Raw genomic sequence first — 21,846 nt, 5'->3', positions numbered from 1 at the left:
GCTATTATTCCAACAGATTGGAGTGAACACAGTGAAGCTTGATGAATTCTTTGTCACAGGTGACCCGATTATTTACGGTGCAGACGCTTCTATCGTTCTTGTGACATTAGCAATCATTTTCGTACTAACAAAGTATAAAAAATGGAAATGGCTTTGGGACGAATGGTTAACAACTGTTGACCATAAAAAAATCGGAGCTATGTATATTATTTCTGCGGTTATCATGTTATTCCGTGGTGGTATGGATGGTTTAATGATCCGTGCACAGTTAACATTCCCAGAAACAACTTATTTAAACGCTGAACACTATAACGGGATCTTTACAACACATGGTACAGTAATGATTCTTTTCATGGCAATGCCATTCGTTATGGGATTAATGAACCTTGTAGTACCATTACAAATTGGTGCTCGTGACGTTGCATATCCGTTCTTAAATGCTTTAAGTTTCTGGTTATTCTTTGTCGGAGCAATGTTATTCAACATCGCTTTCGTAATCGGTGGTTCTCCAGACGCTGGGTGGACTTCTTACTTCCCAATGGCAGGTACAGAGTTTACTTCGGGCGTAGGAAATAACTACTACGCAATTGCATTACAGATTTCAGGTCTCGGTACGCTAATGACCGGTATTAACTTCCTTGTTACTATCTTAAAAATGCGTACACCTGGTATGACTTTAATGAGAATGCCAATGTTTACTTGGTCAATCTTAATTACAACAATTATCATTATTTTCGCTTTCCCAGTATTAACAGTTGCTCTTGCATTAATGACATTTGACCGTCTATTCGATGCTCACTTCTTTACGATGGCGAGCGGCGGTATGCCAATGTTATGGGCCAACCTGTTCTGGGTATGGGGTCACCCTGAAGTATATATCGTTATTTTACCGGCATTCGGTATTTTCTCTGAAATCATTAGTACATTCTCACGTAAACGTCTATTCGGTTACAGTGCAATGGTATACTCAATGGTTGCAATTTCTTTACTAAGTTTCGTCGTATGGCTTCACCACTTCTTCACGATGGGTGCAGGTCCAGCGGTTAACTCATTCTTCTCGATTTCGACAATGGCGATTTCGATTCCAACCGGGGTTAAGATCTTTAACTGGTTGTTTACACTGTATAAAGGACGGATTCGTTTTACAGTTCCAATGCTTTGGTCATTGGCATTTATTCCAAACTTCGTAGTCGGTGGGGTTACAGGGGTTATGCTTGGAATGGCAGCAGCTGATTATCAATACCATAACAGCTACTTCCTAATCGCTCACTTCCACTACGTATTAATCGCAGGTACAGTATTCGCTATGCTTGCTGGATTCACATTCTGGTATCCAAAAATGACTGGTCATATGTTAAATGAACGCCTAGGTAAATGGACATTCTGGATCTTTATGAGCGGATTCAACATCTGTTTCTTCCCAATGTACTTCTTAGGTTTAGACGGTATGACTCGTCGTATGTACACTTACTCTGAAAGTCTTGGATGGGGATGGCTAAACCAAATCGCATCTGTTGGTGCGGTAATGATGGGTATCGGCTTCCTACTTCTTTGCTACAACGTAATTTGGAGTGCACGTCACGGTGAACGTGACACAACTGGAGATCCATGGGATGGTCGTACACTTGAATGGGCAACTCACTCTCCTGTACAACATTACAACTTCGCGAAGCTTCCTGAAATTAAAGAAGCTGATGCTTTCTGGTACATGAAAAAACGCGGAGAAACAGTTACACCAGCAGCAGAAGATATTAAACCAATTCACATGCCAAGTAACTCTGGTGTGCCTATTATTGCGTCTGGATTCTTCGGTCTTGCAGGTTTCGCATTAGTATTTAGCTGGTTCTGGCTTGCAGCAATCGGTGGTATTGGTATTTTAGCTTGCTTAATCTATCGTTCATTCGATTATGATGAAGGCTACTATATCAGTGTTGATGAAATTAAAAAAACAGAACATATAGCATGAGAGGTGAAATGACATGGCGGCTTTAGATAAAAGCTTACCTTTGGAATATCAATCCGAACAAAGCAGATTGAATATCCTAGGATTCTGGATTTTTCTTGGGGCTGAAATTATGCTGTTCGCAACACTTTTCGCCTCTTATCTAGTCCTTGCTGGTCGTACGGCAGATGGCCCAACACCAGCGCAATTGTTTGAACTTAAAACGCTTTTAATTCAAACATTACTACTTTTAACAAGTAGTTTTACATGCGGTATCGTAATTCATGAAATGCGTAAGCATAACCAAAAAGCGATGCTTGGATGGTTCGTCCTTACATTACTTTTAGGTGCAGGTTTCCTATTCTTCGAGATCGAAGAGTTCATTATGTACATTGGTGAAGGCGCAACAATTCAAACAAGTGCTTTCTTATCTGGATTCTTCGTTCTTCTTGGAACGCATGGAGCCCACGTAACAGGCGGTATCATTTGGGCAATTTGTGTTATTATCCAAATTTTAAAACGAGGTTTAACACCAGTTACAGCTCGTAAAGTATTCATTATCAGCTTATACTGGCATTTCCTTGATCTTGTTTGGGTCTTTATTTACACACTAGTTTACTTGAACGGGATGGTGGCGTAAATGGCTCAAAACAACAATCAAGCAAACGGACATGCGCATAGCGGATTCCCTTGGTCACACGTTTTCGGATTTATTTTATCGCTTGCATTAACGTTTCTAGCGTTATACGTGGCACTTTACACAACATTGCCACTTTCAACAGTCTTAACAACTATTATCATAATGGCTGTTGCGCAAGCATTGTTACAATTAATTATGTTCATGCATTTAAAAGAAGGAGAAGGAAGAGTTCAAATTCTTACAATGATATACAGTTTCTTCGTTGCAACTGCAACAGTTGGTTTAACTGTATGGATCTTCTTCTCAATGTAATGTACATGAAAAAGACTGCTGAGATTCCTCAGCAGTCTTTTTTTATTCCGCATTAACGAGCAGTACGATTCCCTCCCCTATTACATCCACATTACGGAATTAACAGCATAATCATGAAAAATATACTTATTATGACAAATGTTAAGAAAAGTCTTTCTTTATGAAATCGAATCCATATGCGTTGCTTTTCTACCTATTATATGGCTAAATAGGTACTATATTTATTTGAAGGGAGAGAACGCAATGGAACATCATACTTCTGTTCTATCACTTATGGTTGTCGTTGCAATCGCGTTTTTCGTTCCCCTTTTGTTACAACGCTTTAAATTAAAAGCACTTCCTGTGGTCGTTGCAGAAATTATTGCAGGAATCTTTGTAGGTAAAAGTGGGTTTAATATTATTGAGCCAGATATATGGCTTCAAGTTTTATCAACATTAGGATTTATCTTCCTCATGTTCTTAAGCGGTTTAGAAATTGATTTTTCTATCTTTAAACAAAAAGGGAAAAAAAATACGACAAACGAACCAAATACATTTCAGGCAGCAAGCATTATCTTCTTATTTATTTTCATCTTATCTTATGCCCTATCATTACTATTCGTATGGCTAGGATTCGTAGATAATGCAATGTTCATGACTTTAATTATTTCAACTATTTCTTTAGGTGTTGTTGTACCAACATTAAAAGAGAATAACTTAGGAAAAACAGCAATTGGGCAAATCATTTTATTAGTCGCTGTTATTGCGGATTTAGTTACAATGATTTTACTCGCTGTATTCGTCGGATTAAATTCCGAAAGCGGCCAAAGCATGTGGCTTCTTCTTCTTCTATTCGGCGCTGGTATTGTTATTTACTTCGTTGCAAAACGTTTTAAAAACATTCCATACTTAGATAGTTTAAAAGCTGGTAGTGTACAAATTGATACACGAGCTGTTTTTGCACTCATTTTAATCTTAGTTGGGTTATCGGAATCTGTTGGAGCAGAAAATATTTTAGGCGCCTTCTTAGCAGGTGTACTTGTATCGTTATTATCACCAAATGAAGATATGGTGGAAAAACTTGATTCTATCGGCTACGGTTTCTTCATCCCTATTTTCTTCGTAATGGTTGGTGTAAATCTAGAGGTGTGGTCTATTTTCAAAGAACCTTCTAGCATGCTAATGATCCCAATCTTAATTGTAGGACTCTTTATTTCAAAACTCTTACCATCACTCGTCTTAAGAAAATGGTATCCACGTAATATCGTACTTGGAAGTGCAATTTTATTAACATCGACACTTTCTTTAGTTATTGCGGCTGCACAAATTGGTGAAAAACTGGAGATCATCAGTCCAAGTTTATCTGCCTCTCTTATTTTAAGCGCAGTTATTACTTGTATTTTTGCACCTATATTGTTTAAAAAAATGTTCCCAAAAGTAGAAACACCAAAACCAAAAGTAGCTATTATTGGCGCAAGCAGAATTACCCTTCCGTTATCACTAGATTTAAAACGAGAAGATTATGACGTAATGCTATATATGATGCGTCAAAACAAAATAAATGATGAAGAAGCGAAATCGCACGACTTCCCTATCGTGAAATTGGATGACATCACAATCGCATCATTAACTGAACAAACAGCATTTGATGCAGATCGCGTCGTTGTTGCAACAAGTGATGATGAACAAAACTTATTATTGGCAGAACATGCAAAAGAGCTAGGTGTTGAACATGTTATTGCAAGTGTAGAAGATCCACTTCTACAAGAAAAAGCAACGCAAGAACATATCGCTGTATTCTCAACAATTAACTCTACACGTATTTTATTACGTGCGCTTATTGATAAACCTAGTCTCGTTCGCTTAATTACAACAGCAAACGAAACCGTCCGTGAAGTTGAACTACGGAGCAATAAATATAACGGCGTTGCACTTCGTCGCCTTCCGTTTTTAGGTGATGTACTAGTCATTCAAATTTATCGTGGAAATAAAGCATTAATCCCACATGGGGATACAAGACTACAACACGGTGATACATTACTTGTAACAGGCTCAAAAGAACATATCGATACACTAAAAAACATATTAGAATAAAAAAATGCCCCTCACATAATTGAGGGGCATTTTTTCCATTTCATATGGTAAAATGTTACTATCACATATTATGGGGATGGATTACATTATGTCTATTATAACTTTAGCTCTCTTATTATTAGCCGAAATACTCGTTGCCATTATTCTCATCGGTGTTAGTATTGAGATTTGTAGTTACGGATGGAAAAAATCGAATGGAATAAAATATTCTTGCCTCCTACTTTCACTCCTTCTTGGAACTGCTAGCATACTCGGACTTCTCGCCGCACCTGCCTATTTCTTTATACAATTAACAGAAAAAGCGTTATAAGAAAGGATGTTAATATGATTACCGTGAAAAATATTGAGGGATCTGAAACTTACGTATTACGTCAAAAAATTTTACGCCCCAATCAAACATTAGCAGATTGTAAATACCCTTCCGATTATGAAACAGACACCTTCCACTTAGGCGCATTTATAAACGATGAACTAATTAGTATCGCTTCCTTCTCAAAAGAAATATATCCCGACTTACCAACGGGTATTCATTATCGTCTACGAGGAATGGCAACATTACCTGCATTTCGAAACAACCGTGCTGGAAGCTCCTTAATTCAGAAGGCGGAACAAATCTTGCAAGAACGCCAAGCAAATATATTATGGTGTAATGGCCGAATTACTGTAGCTGACTATTACAAACACTTAGGCTTTCAGGAATATGGTGAAATCTTTGAAATTGAACCGATTGGCCTTCATAAAGTACTATATAAAAGAATATGAGAAAAGCTTTCCTCAATATGGGAAAGCCTTTCTTATATTTCAATCTTCTCTTTTTATTTTTTTCATATATATGTATATAAACAAACTTGGAACTAAAAAACAAGCAAACATAATAAGTCCTGTCATACTAATTTCCTTTATCGAAATATCTGGTGTTACAACGATACAAATAGCTAAAATCCCAATAATAATACCTACCGGAATGAATAATAGCTTCATAAAATAACGACGCGACACTCCGCCCGTATGCTCATACACTTCCACTGAATTTTTCAGATTTAAAAAGTTAATAATTATTATCCCGCCCATAAATACCATTAATAAATCCGAAACACTTTCATATCCTGCCCCTTGCAAGACATAGCGGTAAAAGACGATAGCTAGTATGACGATATTTTGTAAGATGAAAGCTAATCTAATATGTTTTAACCCTTCAATCATTAAACGTTCATCTTTCACGATTTTCATCCTACCACTCCTTTTCCTCCCAAAACAAATCATTCAACGTTTTATCTACTGCATAACAAATTTTTAAACATAAATCTAAAGATGGATTGTATTTCCCCTTCTCAATTAAACTAATCGTTTGCCTTGTAACGCCTACTTTTTCTGCTAATTGTTGCTGTGTTAAATCTAATTGAACACGCGCGACTTTTATTTTACTTACAGCCATTCATGTTCCTGCTACTAAAAATATAGACAAATGTATATTCTTAGAGTATTCCTGCTTCTACGTGCCCTGCCTCGCTAATCACTTGCTACTACAGTTTGCTGTGACACTTCACAGGCGTAAATTCCGATGTAGCCCACCGTACATATATACAATCTATTTACGTTATTATTGTATATTTTTTTGCTTGTAAAAGGTTGATTGACGCATTTAAATCTCTATCTATTACATTGCCACATTCACATGTATATACTCGGTCAGACAGCTTTAAATCCGACTTTTTTTGACCGCAACATGAACACATTTTAGAAGATGGATAGAATCTGTCTACTTGCCGTAGTTCAATTCCATATTCCCTACATTTCATTAATAACCATGTTTTAAAAGCATAAAAACATGGTTGCGCTACAGCTTTAGATAGATGTTTGTTCTTCATCATACCTTTCACATTCAAATCTTCTACTACAATAAACGTTGGCTTGGTTTTCACCACATCATTTACAATAGACTTTACATACGCTAATCGAATATTTGCTAGCCTAGCATGTAGTTGTTGCACCCTAAGAATATTTTTGTTTATATTCGCTCTTTTATTAGTAACAGGTTGTTCACCTCTCTTTCTTATATTTTCAAATTTGCGTGATAAAGAGCGTTGTTCACGTTTTAACCGTTTTTCTATCTTTTTTACTTGTACTGTTTTATTTATATTTTTGTGAGTTTTTCCATCGCTACGTACAGCGAAGTCTTTAATTCCCAAATCAATTCCTAGACCTACTGTATTGAGAGTTGCATTTGGTTTTACCTCTTTCACTTCACAGAGTATAGACACATAGTATCTTCCTGCTCTTTGATATACTGTACCACTTTTTACAGTTGTATTTTTTGAAATATATCCATACTCTTTTAACCTTATCCAACCAATTGTAGGGACTTTTACTCTATGTCTTTCTACTGTCCAATCTGTTTTGTTGTTTTTCGGAAAGTAGCACTTCACATCTTGCTTCTTCTTTTTTTTATATCGTGGAAACTTAGATAAACCTTTAAAAAACCGCTTAAAAGCTTTATCTCCATTCATAATCGCTTGTTTTACCGCTTTGCTCGACACTTCTTTAATCCACTGGTCACACTCTTTTGTATGAATGTTGTTTAACCATTTGGAAAAGTCATAACCACTAAGAAATTTCCCCTCCGACTCATATACCTCTTTATTTTTAGAGATATACAGGTTATATACATATCGACACACCCCAATAGTTTGACGGATTTTACTAATTTGTTCAGTTGTCGGTTTGATTTCTATTAAATATGCTCTTTTCATAAGTCTTCATCCTCCGACATTTTCTTTTTGTATTTTCTCAACCCATATATTCTACAGCTAAATACATGAATGATAGATATTAAATCCTGAACAAGTTCTTCTTGAATACCCATATATTTCTTATACTGTTCTTCTGTATAATATCTTCTTGCTTTTGGGTTTCGGTAAGCAGGTAAAACACCTTGATTGTCCCACCTTTGCAATGTCTTAACAGAGACATTAAGCATTTCTGAAAATTCTTTCGGTTTATATTGTTTCATAATTACTTTTCACTATATATGCCTACTTTTGTCTATGTTTTTGTTTACTGTTTCTTTCTCCTCCACCCTTATTATAATATATATTCCAATAAGTAATTTATATTTTACATTACTAATTTAAGTTTCACTTTATTATACACAAAAAAGGAGCCCCTCATAAGAAGCCCCCTCTCCTATATTATAAGAATAAATGACATCCAAATAAAATTGTAAATAAGTATAGTAACGGATGCACTTCCATCCCTTTCCCTTTCACAATTTTCAAGACTGGATACACTAAAAATCCAATTGCAATTCCATTCGCAATACTAGATGTTAACGGAATACCTATAAAAATTAAAAATGCTGGTAACGCATCTTCAAATTCATTCCAATTAATATCTCGAATGCTTTGTGCCATTAAACTACCTACTATAATTAATGAAGGAGCTGTAATAGCGGCTACACTTGATAAAGAAGCAATAACAGGACTAAAAAATGCCGTTATAATTGTTAGACCAACAACTACAATCCCTGTTAACCCAGTTTTACCACCTGCAGCAATACCTGCTGACGATTCAATCGTCGCTGCTGTTGGGCTTGTTCCAAAGATAGAACCTGTAGTCCCGCCAATTGCATCTGCAATAAACGCTTTACCAAAACGCTTCTCTGTATTGTCTGTAATTAAACCTGCTTGTTTAATTAAACCAAGTAATGCACCTGTTGTATCGAATAAAAGTACAAGTAAAAATGAAAATACAACGCCGTATAATCCGTATTCAATTACATCTGAAAAGGCATTGATTGGATTTGAAACGATGATACCCTCTGGTAAATGAGGCATCGCCACAATTTTATCAGCAAACTTCAATTGCCCTGTAAAGAAGGCAATAATTCCTGTCACAATCATACTAATAAATAATGCACCGCTCACACGCAATGTCATTAATACCGCCGCTAATATTAAACCAATTAAAGTTAAAATAACAGCTGGAGAATGAAAATCACCAATCGTAACTAAATTAGACGGATGATCCACGATAATTCCAGAAAGGCGCAATCCAATAAAAGCAATAAATAGTCCAATTCCACCTGCAATTGCATGCTTTAAACTATCAGGAATTGCTAAAATTAACTTTTGCCTAAACGAAGTAAAAGATAATAAAAGAAAAATAATCCCCGTTACAAATACAGCTGAAAAGGCAACTACATATGTAATCCCTTCTGCCTTCTGTACAACAGAATAAGCAAAATATGCATTCATTCCCATAGCTGGAGCAATAACAATCGGGTAATTCGCGAAAATCGCCATACCTACTGTTCCAACAACGGTTGCAATAATTGTTGCTGTAAACGCTTGGTCAAATGGTACACCTGCATCAGATAATATTTTTGGATTGATGACAAGAATATACGCAAATGTAAAAAAAGTTGTGATGCCAGCTAAAAACTCTTGCTTCACAGAAGTATTATATTTTTGTAATTGAAACATGCTTATGTACCCTTCCTACACCTGAATTATTATCACACATTCTTTTTCTTACTAGTATGTGAGAAAATATAATACTTAATCTTAACAATCAATAAAAAGAAGAGTCAATATATTCCCTAATAGTTAGAATTTTAAGTTTAAGTCTGACAAGTACAGATGTAGTACAGTTCATTATGATTATTTTTGTAGCATAACAGATAGAAATGTTTTATAATTTGAAATAGTTAAATATTTAGTAAACGCATTCAAATATCGTTCACTCTACAAGGGGGATTCTTCTTATGCAGCACACAAACAAATCTGGAACTTTAAATCGTGGTTTAAAAGAACGACATATTACTTTAATGTCACTGGGCTCAGCTATTGGCGTTGGGCTATTTTTAGGATCCGCTTCCGCCATTAAACTAGCAGGTCCTTCTATTTTGCTAGGCTATATGATTGCCGGTCTCGTTATTTTTTTCATTATGCGAGCGCTTGGGGAAATGGCAATTGAACAACCTGTTGCTGGTTCTTTTAGTAAATATGCATATGATTATATTGGACCACTCGCTGGTTATATTACTGGTTGGAATTACTGGTTCTTATGGGTTGTTACTTGTATGGCTGAAATTACAGCAGCTGGTATTTACATGCAGTACTGGTTCCCAGATATCCCGCGCTGGACTTGGGCATTACTTGCTCTATTATTAATGAGCGCTTTTAACTTCTTATCGGTAAAAGTATTTGGAGAACTTGAGTTTTGGTTTGCTCTCATTAAAATTGTCACAATTATCTGTATGATAGTAGTCGGAGCTGGTATTATTTTATTCGGATTCGGAAACGGTGGTATCGCTACTGGTATTTCAAATCTTTGGTCACATGGTGGCTGGTTCCCAAATGGATTTTCTGGGTTACTACTCTCCATGCAGATGGTACTATTCGCTTATTTAGGCGTTGAATTAATCGGTGTTACAGCTGGTGAGGCTCAAAATCCGAAGAAAACACTCGCAAAGGCAATCGATAACGTATTTTGGAGAATTCTACTCTTTTACGTTGGGGCATTATTCGTTATGATGGCAATTTATCCATGGAACGAACTTGGTGAGAAAGGCAGTCCATTCGTATTAACATTCCAACAAATTGGTATCGCAAAAGCAGCAGGTATTATTAACTTTGTCGTATTAACAGCAGCTCTTTCTTCTTGTAACGGTGGTTTATTTAGTACAGGCCGTATGCTATATACATTAGCTCAGCAGAAAAAAGCTCCTGAAAGATTTGGTCGTTTAAATAAAAATGGCATTCCAAGCCAAGGAATTGTAGCAACTGCTATCGTTTTACTAATTGGTGTTATATTAAACTATCTCGTACCTGCAAAGGTATTTACATGGCTTACTAGCATTTCAACTTTCGGTGCAATTTGGACTTGGGGAATTATATTAGTCGCTCAAATTAAATTCCGTAAAAGCTTGCCTACTCAAAATAAACAAAAGTTATCGTATAAAATGCCTTTATACCCATTAAGCTCATATTTCTCACTCGTTTTCCTTGTATTAGTATTAGGTATAATGGCGTATTCAGAAGATACACGAATTGCATTGATTGTCGGCCCAATTTGGCTTATCGGCTTAGCAATCGTATATTACATGAAAGGGTTTCATAAGATTGATGAAACACCTAACTCAAAAATTAGTTAAGCAAAACATCCCTTCCTTATTACTTGGAAGGGATGTTTTTATATCTATATAAATATTTCTCAACAAAATTCACGGTATTTTTACAATTTTTTAATATTTTTTATGTTTTCCGTCTTTATTTTTACAGAAAAATAAATTACATTATTAAAGCACATATATTTATTATTAGGGGGATTCTTCTATGAAGAATAAAAAATGGATTACATTTTCTTTAGCAACAGCAATTACACTAAGTATAGGGACCTCGTTCATATCGTCTACTTATGCCGAAAGCTCTGTAGACCCAGCTCCTGAAATTGCTGCAAAAGTTGTAAATCAAAACAATGGGAAGAAAGTATTATTCGATAATACACACGGTCAAACTGCTGGGACAGCTGACTGGGTTATTGACGGCGGCTTTTCTGACTTCGGAAACGGCATTGCAAAAAACGGATATCACGTAAAGGAACTTCGTAAATCAACACCTATTACGTACGAAGACTTAAAAGATTACAATGTATTTATCGTTCCAGAAGCTAATATTCCTTACAAAAAATCTGAGCAGGACGCTATGTTACAATATGTAAAAAATGGTGGTAGTATCTTCTTTATTGCTGATCATTACAATGCAGATCGTAATAAAAATCGCTGGGACTCTTCTGAAGTATTTAATGGATATAGACGCGGTGCTTGGGATAATCCAGCAAAAGGAATGTCTAATGAAGAAGCTAATTCACAAGCTATGCAAGGAGTAGAAAGCTCTGATTGGCTCTCTGACAACTTCGGTATTCGCTTCCGCTACAATGCACTTGGTGATGTTTCAGCGAAAACAATTGTATCGCCTGAACAATCTTTCGGAATTACAAAAGGTGTTTCGTCTGTAGCAATGCATGCTGGTTCTACTCTAGCAATTACAAACCCAAAACTAGCAAAAGGACTTGTTTACCTTCCAGAAAATCCATCAAAATGGAATAACGCTGTTGATAGTGGCGTTTATAATGGCGGTGGTATTGCAGAAGGCCCATATGCTGCTATCGCAAAAGTAGGACTTGGAAAAGCTGCCTTTATTGGTGACTCTTCTCCTGTTGAAGATGCTACGCCAAAATACGTTCGTGAAGATTCTGGCCAAACAAAGAAAACTTACGATGGTTATAAAGAAGAAAACGATGCGATTTTATTAGAAAACATCGTAAATTGGTTATCAAATAAAGAGACATTTACAAGTTTAGATCAAGTAAATGGTTTACAACTTGATTCACCTACAGCTCTACAAACATTTGAACAGCCAAGCTTATCAACAGAACCACAACCTGAACCTTGGAGTGCACCAAATGCAGGTTATCAATGGTTTAATACAAATACTTTTAAACCAGGTTCATACGGTTATAACGGTGCGGTAACAACAAGCGACTACGTCGTTACACACCCTAGCATTCTACCAAACAATGAAATTTTCCAAATGAAGATTCAAGTAAATAACTTACTACCTAATACAACGTATAACAACTATTCTTTAGGTATCTTCACTACTGGTGGAACACAAGTGGCTAAAGTACAAAATGCAAACGGCACTTGGCCATCTACTTTCGGATATAGTAGTGCATTTTCTTTCACAACAAACAGCTTAGGCTCTGCTGAGAAAGTTGTAAATGTACAGATTGATTCAAATACAACTGGACAAGCAACGCTTCGTCTACGCCAAAATACAACAACGAAATATAATGAAACTGTAACGATTAATAAGAAATAATAAAAAAGGCAATCCATACATGGATTGCCTTCTTCTCACTTCTCTTCCTTCGAGAAAAACATTCTTGAAATAACGATACCTATACTACCGACGATTAGGAATAACACTGCCCTAATCATCATCGATACCTCTGGTAAGTCAAGTAAGAATAACTTCCCTACCGTTACGACTAAAACGACTAAACCAGCATATAATATTTCATCCATATTTCTATTTCTTCCAAACCAAACCGCAAATAATGCATATACCATCCATAATAACGATACTGATACACTAATTACGCTTCCATCTGCAGATAAAACTTCACCGATTCTCGTAATTGTAATAAATACAATTATCATAAACCAATAGAGCACTATAGAATACATATATTTGCCGAAGCTCGCTAATACTTCTTTCGCTTCTCTCATGCAATAATAGAACGTTCCTATTAAAATAAGATGAGCAACAAAGCCTGCCGAAATAAATTGATCAAACGGGCTAAAAATAGTCTGTATCATTCCAATTGCGTAAACCGTCGCACTAACATACAATTTTATCTGTTGTTTTACTTTAATAGAAGTGACCATGCCGAGGAAACCTTGTAACAATAGTACAATCGCTGCATTCACTAAACTATACTCATATAAAATTGCTAAACTAAATGCTCCCATTGCGAAACCAAATAAGAGATTTGTAAATGTAGAATGTCTATTTTTCCTATATTCACATACGAACATAGCGGCATGCACGAGTGCACTAATAATTAATCCCCATGTTGTAAAATCAGGTATTTTTGAAATAGCTAGTATAAAGAACACTGCATTCGCACTAAATATCGCCAAACGTGGTTCTAGTATAAAACTTCTCTCCGTAAACATATGCCAAAATAATAGTAAATGAATCAAACCATATACAATCGTTAACTGTATTTGCAAGTTCTCTACTAACATTGACATAACAGCAAAGAAAACGAAAAGGACAATGGCAGCAACAGCGTAAGAAATCATATATAAGTATTTATAACGATTTTTCAACGCATACCATAATAAACTAAGTGTTAATACTGTCTCATATCCAAAGAAAATATAAGGATTAGGAGTCGTACTATTTAACAAGAATGGTACGAAGAACGCACCGACCGCTACGAAAATAGTGAGATATTCCGATTGATATCTTTTCGCTAAATAAATCCCTAAAATAACCCATGCAATATTACAGAGAAACGCGACACTTGCCGGAATAAATCCATATAAATAATGTGCTGCAAACGTCGTTAGAACAATCCCGGTAATACTTCCTCCAGCTAATACTAATCCTAACGCTTGCCGCTCTCTTTTAATTTGAATATCTCCTATATAATACAACCCGATAGATAATGCGATACCAAACACAATTCGTATCGCTGGTGTTAATAAACCAGCATCTACCCCTGCTTTAAATAACCAGATCACTCCAAGCAACATAATACCGACAAATACACGCGGTAACCACGTCTGACAAAACTTAATAATATTAAATGGCTCTGGTTTAAAAGCCGATATATCTACTTGTTTTAACTCAGGTTCTTGCAAAGGCTCTTTTATCTTAACTATTTCTTCTTTTGGCTTTTCCTCCATTACCGTTTCAATATATTCTTTCTTGTTCTTACTAACATGTTGCTGAGCGTTTTCTACTTCTATTTCCCTCTGCTTTACTTTTAATTCAGCAAGTGCTTCTTGAATTGTTTCAATTGCCGTTTCGAGTGCTTCTATTTTCTTATCCAAATCCTTCTTCATACGCTCCCCCCTTATTCGTAACTCTCATTGAACCTATATATTACCAATTATCTTTATCATACTCTTAGTCTATTCATTTTCAATAGTATTTTTCCAAAAAAAGAAAGGTGTCTTCCCAAAATAGGAAAACACCTTTTTACTCATTTATTCTTATTTAGAAAAATGCTAACGATAAAACCAAGACACATGCCTACAATAGCTGGAACAATCCACCCAACACCTTCTGTATAAAACGGGATGTATTTTAATGCTGACGTCCACTGATTCATCATTACATTTTTATTTAAAATGTCAATTGCACTAAATATCGCTACAACCAAAACAGTTACTGCATATACGTATGCATACTTTCCAATATACTGATGGAATAACCCTAGAATAATAAGCGTTAACGCAATTGGATAAATAAATCCAAGAATTGGTACTGATACTTTTAAAATTTGCGTTAACCCTAAATTAGCTAAAATCATACTAACAACGCTTACTATAAATGCCCACAATTTATAAGATACTTTCGGAAATGCACTCGCAAAAAATTGACTACAAGACGTAACAAGTCCAATTGAAACACATAAACACGCGATAGTAAAAATAAGACCTAATAAAACGACTCCGCCCTGTCCAAATAATGTAATCATAACTTGTGCTAACACTTTCGCACCGTTATCAAATGTTCCTAATGAGCCACTAATTGCCCCCACATATCCAAGGATGACATAAATAATAGATAATAATAGTCCTGCCCCAATTCCAGCAATACTCATATATTTCGCTAAACCTTTATCATCTTCAATACCCTTTGCACGTAATGCATTTGCAATAACAATTCCAAAGATTAAAGCAGCTAACGCATCCATTGTTAAATATCCATCTAAAAACCCTTGAAACATAGGAGCTTGGCCATAGTTCCCTATTGGTTCTTTCATATCTCCTACTGTTGTAAACATACTCTTTATAAAAATGAGTGCAATCATACATAATAATAACGGCGTCAAGACTTTTCCAAACAACCCCATTAATTTAGATGGGGATAAACTTAACCAGTAAACAATACTAAAGAAAATAACTGTGTAAAACAATAATAATCCGTTTCCTGCTTCAGGGAATAACTGACCTGGCCCCATTTCAAAAGCTAAACTTCCCGCACGGGGTATACCAAGCCCAGGTCCAATAAATACATACACGATACATGGAAAAATAATTGCAAATGAAGAATGAACCCTACCCGCTAACGTTTGAAAACTTCCTGCTTTTGCAATAGAGATAACACCTAATATAGGAAGACCTGTTGCTGATATAATAAACCCTACTAATGAAATCCAAACATGTTCTCCTGCTTCATACCCAAGGAAAGGTGGAAATATCAGATTCCCTGCTCCAAAGAACATAGAGAATAACATAAGGCTAATAAGTAAAATTTCTTTTTTCTGTAACAATTTCATTTCTTTCTCCTTCTTTAATTTCATCTTTTATGAAATCAATTTCACATATAAAAAAGTACAATAACCCGCTTCCTTACAAAGAAAACATAGTCCATAGTCTATCACAAAAGAAACACCTATTCTATAGCTATTCCTCTTTTCCAATTTCTTCTGAAAAATCAACCTTTATTGACTTATAATAGTTAATAAAGTAAAATATTAAATGTACAAAATTATTAACTTTGTTTTTGTTTGTGTCAGGAGGAAAATAACATGGAATCAGCGATACAACTAGAAAGAGAACAACAAAGAAAAAAGAAACATCCTCCAGGTTTATACTTACTCTTCTTTACAGAAATGTGGGAAAGATTTAGTTACTATGGATTACGAGGATTATTAACATTATATTTAACGACAGCTTTAGTAAGCGGTGGTCTTGGGTTTAGTCCCGCATGGGCACTCTCTATTTACGGATTTTATACTGGAGCCTGTTATTTCACACCAATGATTGGTGGATACTTAACAGACCGTTTTCTAGGTAGACGAAAAGCAATCACAATTGGTGGTATAACAATGGCAATCGGTAACCTTACACTATTTGCCTTGCAAAACCAATTAGGCCTATACCTCGGATTAGCGCTTATTATTATCGGTAACGGATTCTTCAAACCGAACATCTCTACACTGGTTGGAGAATTATACGAAGAGAACGATCCAAAACGTGATAGTGCATTTACCATTTTCTATATGGGTATTAACGTCGGTTCATTTTTAGCTCCACTCGTTTGCGGATTTTTATCAGAAAATTTATTCAAAACAACAGTTGATGGCGTTGTACATTACGGATTCCGTTACGGTTTCTTAGCCGCTTCAATCGGAATGATCATTGGACAAATTTTATTTACAACACTATCAAATCGCTTCCTTGGTAATATCGGTAAAAAACCAACTCGCGATTTACAAACAGCTGCTGGACAACCATCAGTAGGAGATACACCATTAACAAAAAAAGAAAAACAACGTACCGCAGTTATCGTCATTTTAACATGCTTCGTTGTCTTCTTCTGGGCTGGCTTTGAACAAGCTGGTAGCTCATTAACATTATATACAAACAAATTTGTAGACCGCTCTGTGTTCGGATGGGAAGTTCCAACATCTTGGTTCCAATCGGTCAATCCATTATTTATTATTTTACTTGCTCCAGTCATTTCTGCATTATGGGCAAAACTTGCAACTCGCAAGCAGGGTGATTTAAAAATCCCAACTAAAATGGGACTTGGTATGATTTTGCTCGGTATTGGTTATATCATTCTCGTTATCGCTACATTAAAAACAGGTAGTGATGAACATAACATTACAGAAAAAGCAAACTTACTGTTTATCGTCTTTACGTATCTTTTCCATACGTTAGGTGAGCTATTCTTATCACCTGTCGGACTATCAATGGTTAGTGCGCTTGCTCCGGTAAAATTAGCATCTTTACTAATGGGTGTATGGCTAGCAAGTTCAGGTATCGCCAACATTTTAGGCGGACAACTTGCAAGCTTCACAACTTCACTTGGATACGCTGAAGTATTCACAGTTATTGGCGCTGTGGCAATTGTACTAGGTTGTGTTTTATTATTAATTTCTAAGAAATTAGTGAAATGGATGGATTAAAAAAGATGAGGAATTTCTCCTCATCTTTTTTTATGCTGTTTTACCTTTTTCAATTGCTTGTTCGTACAGCTCTTTATGTTCTTTATATTCACTTGGTACGAAACTCTTATAGAAGAATGAGAACCAGCTGTCTCCCTTTTTATACCCTTCTTCTCGAATTTCCGCTGCTTTTTTATTCGATTTAAATCCTTCAGTAAACCATTTCTTTAACAATTCATTTCTTTCATACTTAGCAGGAACTTTTAAATCATAGTTTTCAAATGCATACTTATAGCCAGCCTTTTCTACTACCTTTTTTGTAGACTTATAGCCTTTTTCATACGCTGTTTCATATGCCTTCACGTATACTTCTTTCTCTCTATTTCCAGGATTCTTTTCAGCTAGTTCTTTCCCTGTCTTTTCCCCTAACTCAGCTTGCTCTTTTTCAATTTTTTCTGTTCTTTCTTTATTCCCTACTTTGAATCCGTCTGCAAAGTTTACCTTAAACTCTGGAGCAACTTGACTATCGTCCATCGTCTCTTGTGCTAAACCTTGTTCTTTTCCTTTTTCAAAATGCGTTTTCTTCTGCTCTTCTAAAGACCATACGGCTGCATAAGTCGCTTTAAACGCTTGTTTATATGCATCAGATTTTCCAGCTACATGCACTTCTGCATCATTTTTTCCTGCTTTAAAATCAGTTTCTCCATTCTTTTGACCTTCAAGTTGACCTTTTTCCATATCAGCTTGGCGCTGCGCTTCCTCTTGCTTACGTGCCTCTTCAGCTTTTCTTTGTTCCTCGGCTACACGTTGTCTCTCTTCTTCAGCTTTACGCTGTGCTTCTGCATTACGTTGTTTTTCCGCCTCAGCGTTGCGTTGCACTTCTGCAGCACGTTGTTTTTCCGCCTCGGTATTGCGCTGTGCTTCTGCTTGTCTCTCAGCTTCTACAGCACTATTATTATTCTGGCTAGGAGCTGGGCTCGTTGCGCCACTACTAGAAGCTGGTTTATTGTGATAATGATATTCCCCGTACTGTAATCCCCATTTCTCACAATTTGTACGACACGTATGTCCGCCATTAGCATCTGTACGCCCTGGATGTGCATAAGCTGAAATCGGAGCTACCAATAACGCTATACTCGTTGTTAAAAGAAGTTTCTTCACCTGTTGTCTCACTCTTGTTCCTCCCAAAATATAGAATCCTAACTTTATTATACATAAATAGAATAATATTTAAATACAAAACCGAAATATTCTATTATTTCTCAACATTAGTAAAAAAGAAGGTGAACTCTTTAAAGAGTTCACCTTCTTTTTTACTTCTTCGCCTTCGTTCTTACTAAATCACCAGCAACAACATAACGCTTAGAATTATCCTTTACAGATACACATGTAATAAGCGTTATCTCATCTTTCCCATGATCCTCTACAACTTCCCACTTATCAGGAGTCACTTCAGATACACCAGTAACCGCATACTCATATTCATTTTCATTGTCATACAAATAAATTTTATCGCCTTTTTTCAAAGAAGCTATATCACTAAATAAAACACCTTTTTTAGACATGTTATGTCCTGCTAATGCGTAATTTCCTTTTCCCATAACTTGATTCTCTTTTACTGTCGCTGCACCTGATAATAAGTTTTTTTCAGTAGAAGCTTTTAAAACAGGCAGTTCTACTGAAACACTTGGAATCGAAATACGACCAATTACTTGTTTCTTATCTAATGATGCATTCGCTACTTCCGCCAAGTCTGGTTGATTAATTTTGGAAGCATCTACAAATTCCGTCTCATGCTTTTCATAATCCATCTTTTGAACAGCCTGCACATTTTCAGTCTGTTTCTTTTCAGCCTGATATCCATCATAAAATGGCTTTCCAATTAACACGCCACCTACAACAAATAGCAGAATTGCTACTATACTATAAATTCTTTGCTTATTCATACACAGTTCCTTTCCCTTACAAAATCTTACTCTATATAAAATGATAAAATAATATCGCTATATGTACAAGTATTAGCTTGAAAAGAAACCTTCTTGCCGATGCAAGAAGGTTTCTTTTCAAGCTAATTTATTTCTGTATAGTGATACGTGAAATACTGTCATTTGAATAAAGAAAATAGAATATATAATGGGTATCCAGGAAGATATTCATTAATAATAGGCGAAAAAGTTAAAAATCCAACTGCACAAGGTAACACAAACCATAACGATACAAATGTTGTTCGACAAGCTTTATCCGTAATCGCTTTTTCACGTTCATCTTCTAGCGGAAATAATAATGGATACATCCAAAAAGATAAATTCTTATATTTTTTCTTTTGAATTCTATAAAAAATTGTAACTATAATTGCTCCAATAAATAATAAAATGAATGGTACTCCATTAAACCATACTTCAAATGGGAATTTGTCGTTTTTAATTATATCTGCTAACTCTGTAATAACACTATAAAATTCAACAAATGTCCAACATGCTAGTGCAGTATAGAGTACATTTATAATATAAGAAAAAACAATTCTATTCATCCTCTTCCTCCTCCTTATTTAAAACAAACACGTCTTCCATCTTTAACTGGAACACATCACAAATCGTAAGTGCTAATAACAAAGAAGGAACGTAATCCCCTTTTTCAATTGCAGCAATTGTTTGTCTCGTTACTCCAACCTTTTCTGCTAATACACTTTGCGTAAAGTTAAAACGAGCTCTTAATTCTTTTACTCTGTTTAAAATGGTCAAATTTACCACCTCTCACCATTATTGTATGCTACCCTTAACAAAATGTAAACTCAACTTAACATTATTATTATAAAAAAATCCAACTCTACGTATTGTAAAGTTGGATTACGTTTTAGTTTAAAATTGTAACTTTAACAATTTTTCTTCCCCATTGACTAGAAGACCCTTTATCAGGCATTAACACATCAATTCTGTTACCTTTAATCGCTCCACCAGTATCTGCTGCAATTGCGACTCCATACCCTTCAACATTTACAGTTTTGCCTAATGGAATAACTTTTGGATCTACAGCAATTAATTTCATTCCTGGGTTTGCAGTTAAGTTATAGTGTCCCCATGCAGAAAATACTTGTTGACCTGGTGCATAACCATTTTCCGCTGGATCAGCTGTATAAGCTGTAGCTTCTACATAAATTTCTTTCCCACCAGCAGTTGGCTTAGAAGATGGTTCAGGTTGTGCAGGTTCTACCTTCGAATTATTATTAGCAACTGGTTCAGCCGGTTTACTAGCTTTTTCTTGCTTTTGCTTTTCAGCAATTTCCGCTTGCGCTTTCGCTAAAGCTTCTTGCTCTGCTTTTGCAGCCGCTTCTGCTTTTGCACGCTCTTCTGCCGCAATTCTTGCTGCTTCTTGTTCACGAGCAATTGTTTCTTGTACTGCCTTCATATTTGATTCAATTTTAGCTTTCTCTTCCGCTGCTAAATTAAGTTGGCTTGCCACTTCATTATATTTAGCTTGAACTGTTTGTAAGTTATCTTGACGTTTTTTCAAGTTATCTTGCAGTTCAGCTTGCGCTTTTGCTAATTTTTGTTTATCTACTACTAAAGATGCTTCTTTTTCGTCAATTGTTTTCTTATCTTCTTCAATTTGACGAAGATCTTGTTCTTGTAGACGTAAAATTTCTTTATCAGCTTCTAGAATAGTAGAAACTGCGTTCATACGTTGTAAGAAGTCTGCAAAGTTTTTTGACTCTACTACAACTTCTACTACTAAACTTGTATTTGAACTGTTTTGAACAGAAACCATACGTTTTCTCATAATATCTTTACGAGCAAGGACTTTATCCTCTAAAACGATAATTTCTTCCTTTTTTTGTTCAATCTGCTTATGTGTTTCATCAATTTTACGTTGAATAGCAGCTTGATCCTCTTTATTTTTTGCAATTGTATTATTTAAATTATGTAGTTCGTTTTCGATACCTTTAATTTCTTTACTAACAGCTTGCTTTTCTTGCTCTTTCTTTTGCATTTCTGCATCGTTTTGTTGCAATTGCTGTTGCATGTTGTTAAGTTTCTCGTCGTTTGACTCTGCTTTAACAGCGACTGTACTAGAAAGACCGATAATTCCTGCTAATACTAGACAGCTGATTCGCTTAAAATAGTTCATAATCCGACTCCCTTCTTATACAGTTATACATGATTTATTTTACAGTTTGTTTACA

General features: G+C 35.6%; 20 protein-coding genes and 1 pseudogene. 9 read left to right on the top strand and 12 right to left on the bottom strand.

Annotated elements, in window-relative coordinates; all coding sequences use genetic code 11:
• The first annotated feature begins 31 nt into the window (after positions 1–31).
• The 6 genes from qoxB (at position 32) to GD442_RS03510 (ending at position 5,729) form a co-directional block, all read left to right on the top strand.
• Complete coding sequence (qoxB, locus tag GD442_RS03535) at positions 32–1,966, top strand: cytochrome aa3 quinol oxidase subunit I (protein WP_000762366.1); 1,935 nt, start codon at positions 32–34, stop codon at positions 1,964–1,966.
• 13 nt (positions 1,967–1,979) lie between these two features.
• Complete coding sequence (gene qoxC, locus GD442_RS03530) at positions 1,980–2,582, top strand: cytochrome aa3 quinol oxidase subunit III (protein ID WP_000729317.1); 603 nt, start codon at positions 1,980–1,982, stop codon at positions 2,580–2,582.
• The gene (qoxD, locus tag GD442_RS03525) at positions 2,583–2,894 is read left to right on the top strand and encodes a cytochrome aa3 quinol oxidase subunit IV (protein ID WP_000068425.1); all 312 of its coding nucleotides are present in this window, start codon (positions 2,583–2,585) and stop codon (positions 2,892–2,894) included.
• Between the two features lie 243 nt (positions 2,895–3,137).
• Complete coding sequence (locus GD442_RS03520; RefSeq protein ID WP_086407828.1) at positions 3,138–4,967, top strand: monovalent cation:proton antiporter family protein; 1,830 nt, start codon at positions 3,138–3,140, stop codon at positions 4,965–4,967.
• 52 nt (positions 4,968–5,019) lie between these two features.
• Positions 5,020–5,277: a DUF4022 family protein gene (locus GD442_RS03515; protein WP_000926991.1), complete on the top strand. Its 258-nt coding sequence runs from the start codon at positions 5,020–5,022 to the stop codon at positions 5,275–5,277.
• Positions 5,278–5,291: 14 nt separating this feature from the next.
• On the top strand, positions 5,292–5,729 hold the full coding sequence (locus GD442_RS03510) for a GNAT family N-acetyltransferase (RefSeq protein WP_000633767.1): 438 nt from the start codon (positions 5,292–5,294) through the stop codon (positions 5,727–5,729).
• Positions 5,730–5,768: 39 nt separating this feature from the next.
• Here GD442_RS03510 and GD442_RS03505 read toward each other — a convergent pair whose 3' ends face one another.
• The 5 genes from GD442_RS03505 to GD442_RS03485 form a co-directional block, all read right to left on the bottom strand.
• Entirely contained in the window at positions 5,769–6,197 is a 429-nt protein-coding gene (locus GD442_RS03505; protein WP_000706629.1) for a hypothetical protein, read from the bottom strand.
• A gap of 1 nt (position 6,198) precedes the next feature.
• Positions 6,199–6,402: a helix-turn-helix transcriptional regulator gene (locus GD442_RS03500; protein ID WP_000301183.1), complete on the bottom strand. Its 204-nt coding sequence runs from the start codon at positions 6,400–6,402 to the stop codon at positions 6,199–6,201.
• A 157-nt stretch (positions 6,403–6,559) separates the two neighbouring features.
• Positions 6,560–7,717: an RNA-guided endonuclease InsQ/TnpB family protein gene (locus GD442_RS03495; protein ID WP_086407829.1), complete on the bottom strand. Its 1,158-nt coding sequence runs from the start codon at positions 7,715–7,717 to the stop codon at positions 6,560–6,562.
• Positions 7,714–7,977, bottom strand: a complete 264-nt coding sequence (locus GD442_RS03490) for a MerR family transcriptional regulator (protein WP_086407830.1) — start codon at positions 7,975–7,977, stop codon at positions 7,714–7,716. Before GD442_RS03490 ends, GD442_RS03495 begins: the two co-directional genes overlap by 4 nt.
• Positions 7,978–8,155: 178 nt before the next feature.
• Entirely contained in the window at positions 8,156–9,448 is a 1,293-nt protein-coding gene (locus tag GD442_RS03485) for an NCS2 family permease (RefSeq protein WP_000487192.1), read from the bottom strand.
• Positions 9,449–9,729: 281 nt separating this feature from the next.
• On the opposite strand from GD442_RS03485, the gene GD442_RS03480 reads away from it, so the two are divergent.
• Both GD442_RS03480 and GD442_RS03475 read left to right on the top strand, forming a co-directional pair.
• Complete coding sequence (locus GD442_RS03480; RefSeq protein WP_001164897.1) at positions 9,730–11,121, top strand: amino acid permease; 1,392 nt, start codon at positions 9,730–9,732, stop codon at positions 11,119–11,121.
• A gap of 181 nt (positions 11,122–11,302) precedes the next feature.
• Positions 11,303–12,850 carry a hypothetical protein gene (locus GD442_RS03475; RefSeq protein WP_000791522.1) on the top strand — a complete coding sequence of 516 codons (1,548 nt, stop codon included), beginning with the start codon at positions 11,303–11,305 and terminating at the stop codon, positions 12,848–12,850.
• A 35-nt stretch (positions 12,851–12,885) separates the two neighbouring features.
• Here GD442_RS03475 and GD442_RS03470 read toward each other — a convergent pair whose 3' ends face one another.
• Together GD442_RS03470 and brnQ1 are read right to left on the bottom strand one after the other, a co-directional pair.
• Entirely contained in the window at positions 12,886–14,607 is a 1,722-nt protein-coding gene (locus GD442_RS03470; protein WP_000710918.1) for a DUF2339 domain-containing protein, read from the bottom strand.
• Positions 14,608–14,747: 140 nt separating this feature from the next.
• Positions 14,748–16,049, bottom strand: coding sequence for a branched-chain amino acid transport system II carrier protein BrnQ1 (gene brnQ1, locus GD442_RS03465; protein ID WP_000771689.1), 1,302 nt, complete (start codon positions 16,047–16,049; stop codon positions 14,748–14,750).
• Positions 16,050–16,301: 252 nt separating this feature from the next.
• Between brnQ1 and GD442_RS03460 the strand changes: the two genes are divergently transcribed.
• Entirely contained in the window at positions 16,302–17,687 is a 1,386-nt protein-coding gene (locus GD442_RS03460) for a peptide MFS transporter (RefSeq protein ID WP_000443143.1), read from the top strand.
• A 30-nt stretch (positions 17,688–17,717) separates the two neighbouring features.
• Here the strand turns inward: GD442_RS03460 and GD442_RS03455 are convergent, their stop codons facing one another.
• The 5 genes and pseudogenes from GD442_RS03455 to GD442_RS03435 all read right to left on the bottom strand — a co-directional run bounded on the left by GD442_RS03455 (position 17,718) and on the right by GD442_RS03435 (position 21,791).
• Entirely contained in the window at positions 17,718–18,839 is a 1,122-nt protein-coding gene (locus GD442_RS03455; protein WP_001249819.1) for a YHYH domain-containing protein, read from the bottom strand.
• Between the two features lie 140 nt (positions 18,840–18,979).
• A complete protein-coding gene (locus GD442_RS03450; RefSeq protein ID WP_001041726.1) occupies positions 18,980–19,612 on the bottom strand; it encodes a class A sortase in 633 nt (210 codons plus the stop codon).
• A 117-nt stretch (positions 19,613–19,729) separates the two neighbouring features.
• Positions 19,730–20,196, bottom strand: a pseudogene (locus GD442_RS03445) (DUF2178 domain-containing protein).
• A complete protein-coding gene (locus GD442_RS03440) occupies positions 20,189–20,416 on the bottom strand; it encodes a helix-turn-helix transcriptional regulator (protein WP_011109823.1) in 228 nt (75 codons plus the stop codon). Before GD442_RS03440 ends, GD442_RS03445 begins: the two are co-directional and overlap by 8 nt.
• A gap of 103 nt (positions 20,417–20,519) precedes the next feature.
• Entirely contained in the window at positions 20,520–21,791 is a 1,272-nt protein-coding gene (locus tag GD442_RS03435) for a 3D domain-containing protein (protein WP_070179719.1), read from the bottom strand.
• Between the last annotated feature and the right edge of the window lie 55 nt (positions 21,792–21,846).

Origin of the sequence: Bacillus sp. A260 (assembly GCF_009861435.1) — a bacterium.
Classification (GTDB): domain Bacteria; phylum Bacillota; class Bacilli; order Bacillales; family Bacillaceae_G; genus Bacillus_A; species Bacillus_A cereus.
The sequence above is the reverse complement of the archived record's forward strand: the minus strand, read 5'-3'. Positions and strand labels throughout refer to the sequence as shown.

Bases quoted from the DNA above. Each gene is read 5' to 3' on its own strand.
- qoxC (WP_000729317.1), top strand. From the start codon at position 1,980: ATGGCGGCTTTAGATAAAAGCTTACCTTTGGAATATCAATCCGAACAA.
- qoxD (WP_000068425.1), top strand. From the start codon at position 2,583: ATGGCTCAAAACAACAATCAAGCAAACGGACATGCGCATAGCGGATTC.
- GD442_RS03520 (WP_086407828.1), top strand. From the start codon at position 3,138: ATGGAACATCATACTTCTGTTCTATCACTTATGGTTGTCGTTGCAATC.
- GD442_RS03515 (WP_000926991.1), top strand. From the start codon at position 5,020: ATGTTACTATCACATATTATGGGGATGGATTACATTATGTCTATTATA.
- GD442_RS03510 (WP_000633767.1), top strand. From the start codon at position 5,292: ATGATTACCGTGAAAAATATTGAGGGATCTGAAACTTACGTATTACGT.
- GD442_RS03505 (WP_000706629.1), bottom strand. From the start codon at position 6,197: ATGAAAATCGTGAAAGATGAACGTTTAATGATTGAAGGGTTAAAACAT.
- GD442_RS03500 (WP_000301183.1), bottom strand. From the start codon at position 6,402: ATGGCTGTAAGTAAAATAAAAGTCGCGCGTGTTCAATTAGATTTAACA.
- GD442_RS03495 (WP_086407829.1), bottom strand. From the start codon at position 7,717: ATGAAAAGAGCATATTTAATAGAAATCAAACCGACAACTGAACAAATT.
- GD442_RS03490 (WP_086407830.1), bottom strand. From the start codon at position 7,977: ATGAAACAATATAAACCGAAAGAATTTTCAGAAATGCTTAATGTCTCT.
- GD442_RS03485 (WP_000487192.1), bottom strand. From the start codon at position 9,448: ATGTTTCAATTACAAAAATATAATACTTCTGTGAAGCAAGAGTTTTTA.
- GD442_RS03480 (WP_001164897.1), top strand. From the start codon at position 9,730: ATGCAGCACACAAACAAATCTGGAACTTTAAATCGTGGTTTAAAAGAA.
- GD442_RS03475 (WP_000791522.1), top strand. From the start codon at position 11,303: ATGAAGAATAAAAAATGGATTACATTTTCTTTAGCAACAGCAATTACA.
- GD442_RS03470 (WP_000710918.1), bottom strand. From the start codon at position 14,607: ATGAAGAAGGATTTGGATAAGAAAATAGAAGCACTCGAAACGGCAATT.
- brnQ1 (WP_000771689.1), bottom strand. From the start codon at position 16,049: ATGAAATTGTTACAGAAAAAAGAAATTTTACTTATTAGCCTTATGTTA.
- GD442_RS03460 (WP_000443143.1), top strand. From the start codon at position 16,302: ATGGAATCAGCGATACAACTAGAAAGAGAACAACAAAGAAAAAAGAAA.
- GD442_RS03450 (WP_001041726.1), bottom strand. From the start codon at position 19,612: ATGAATAAGCAAAGAATTTATAGTATAGTAGCAATTCTGCTATTTGTT.
- GD442_RS03435 (WP_070179719.1), bottom strand. From the start codon at position 21,791: ATGAACTATTTTAAGCGAATCAGCTGTCTAGTATTAGCAGGAATTATC.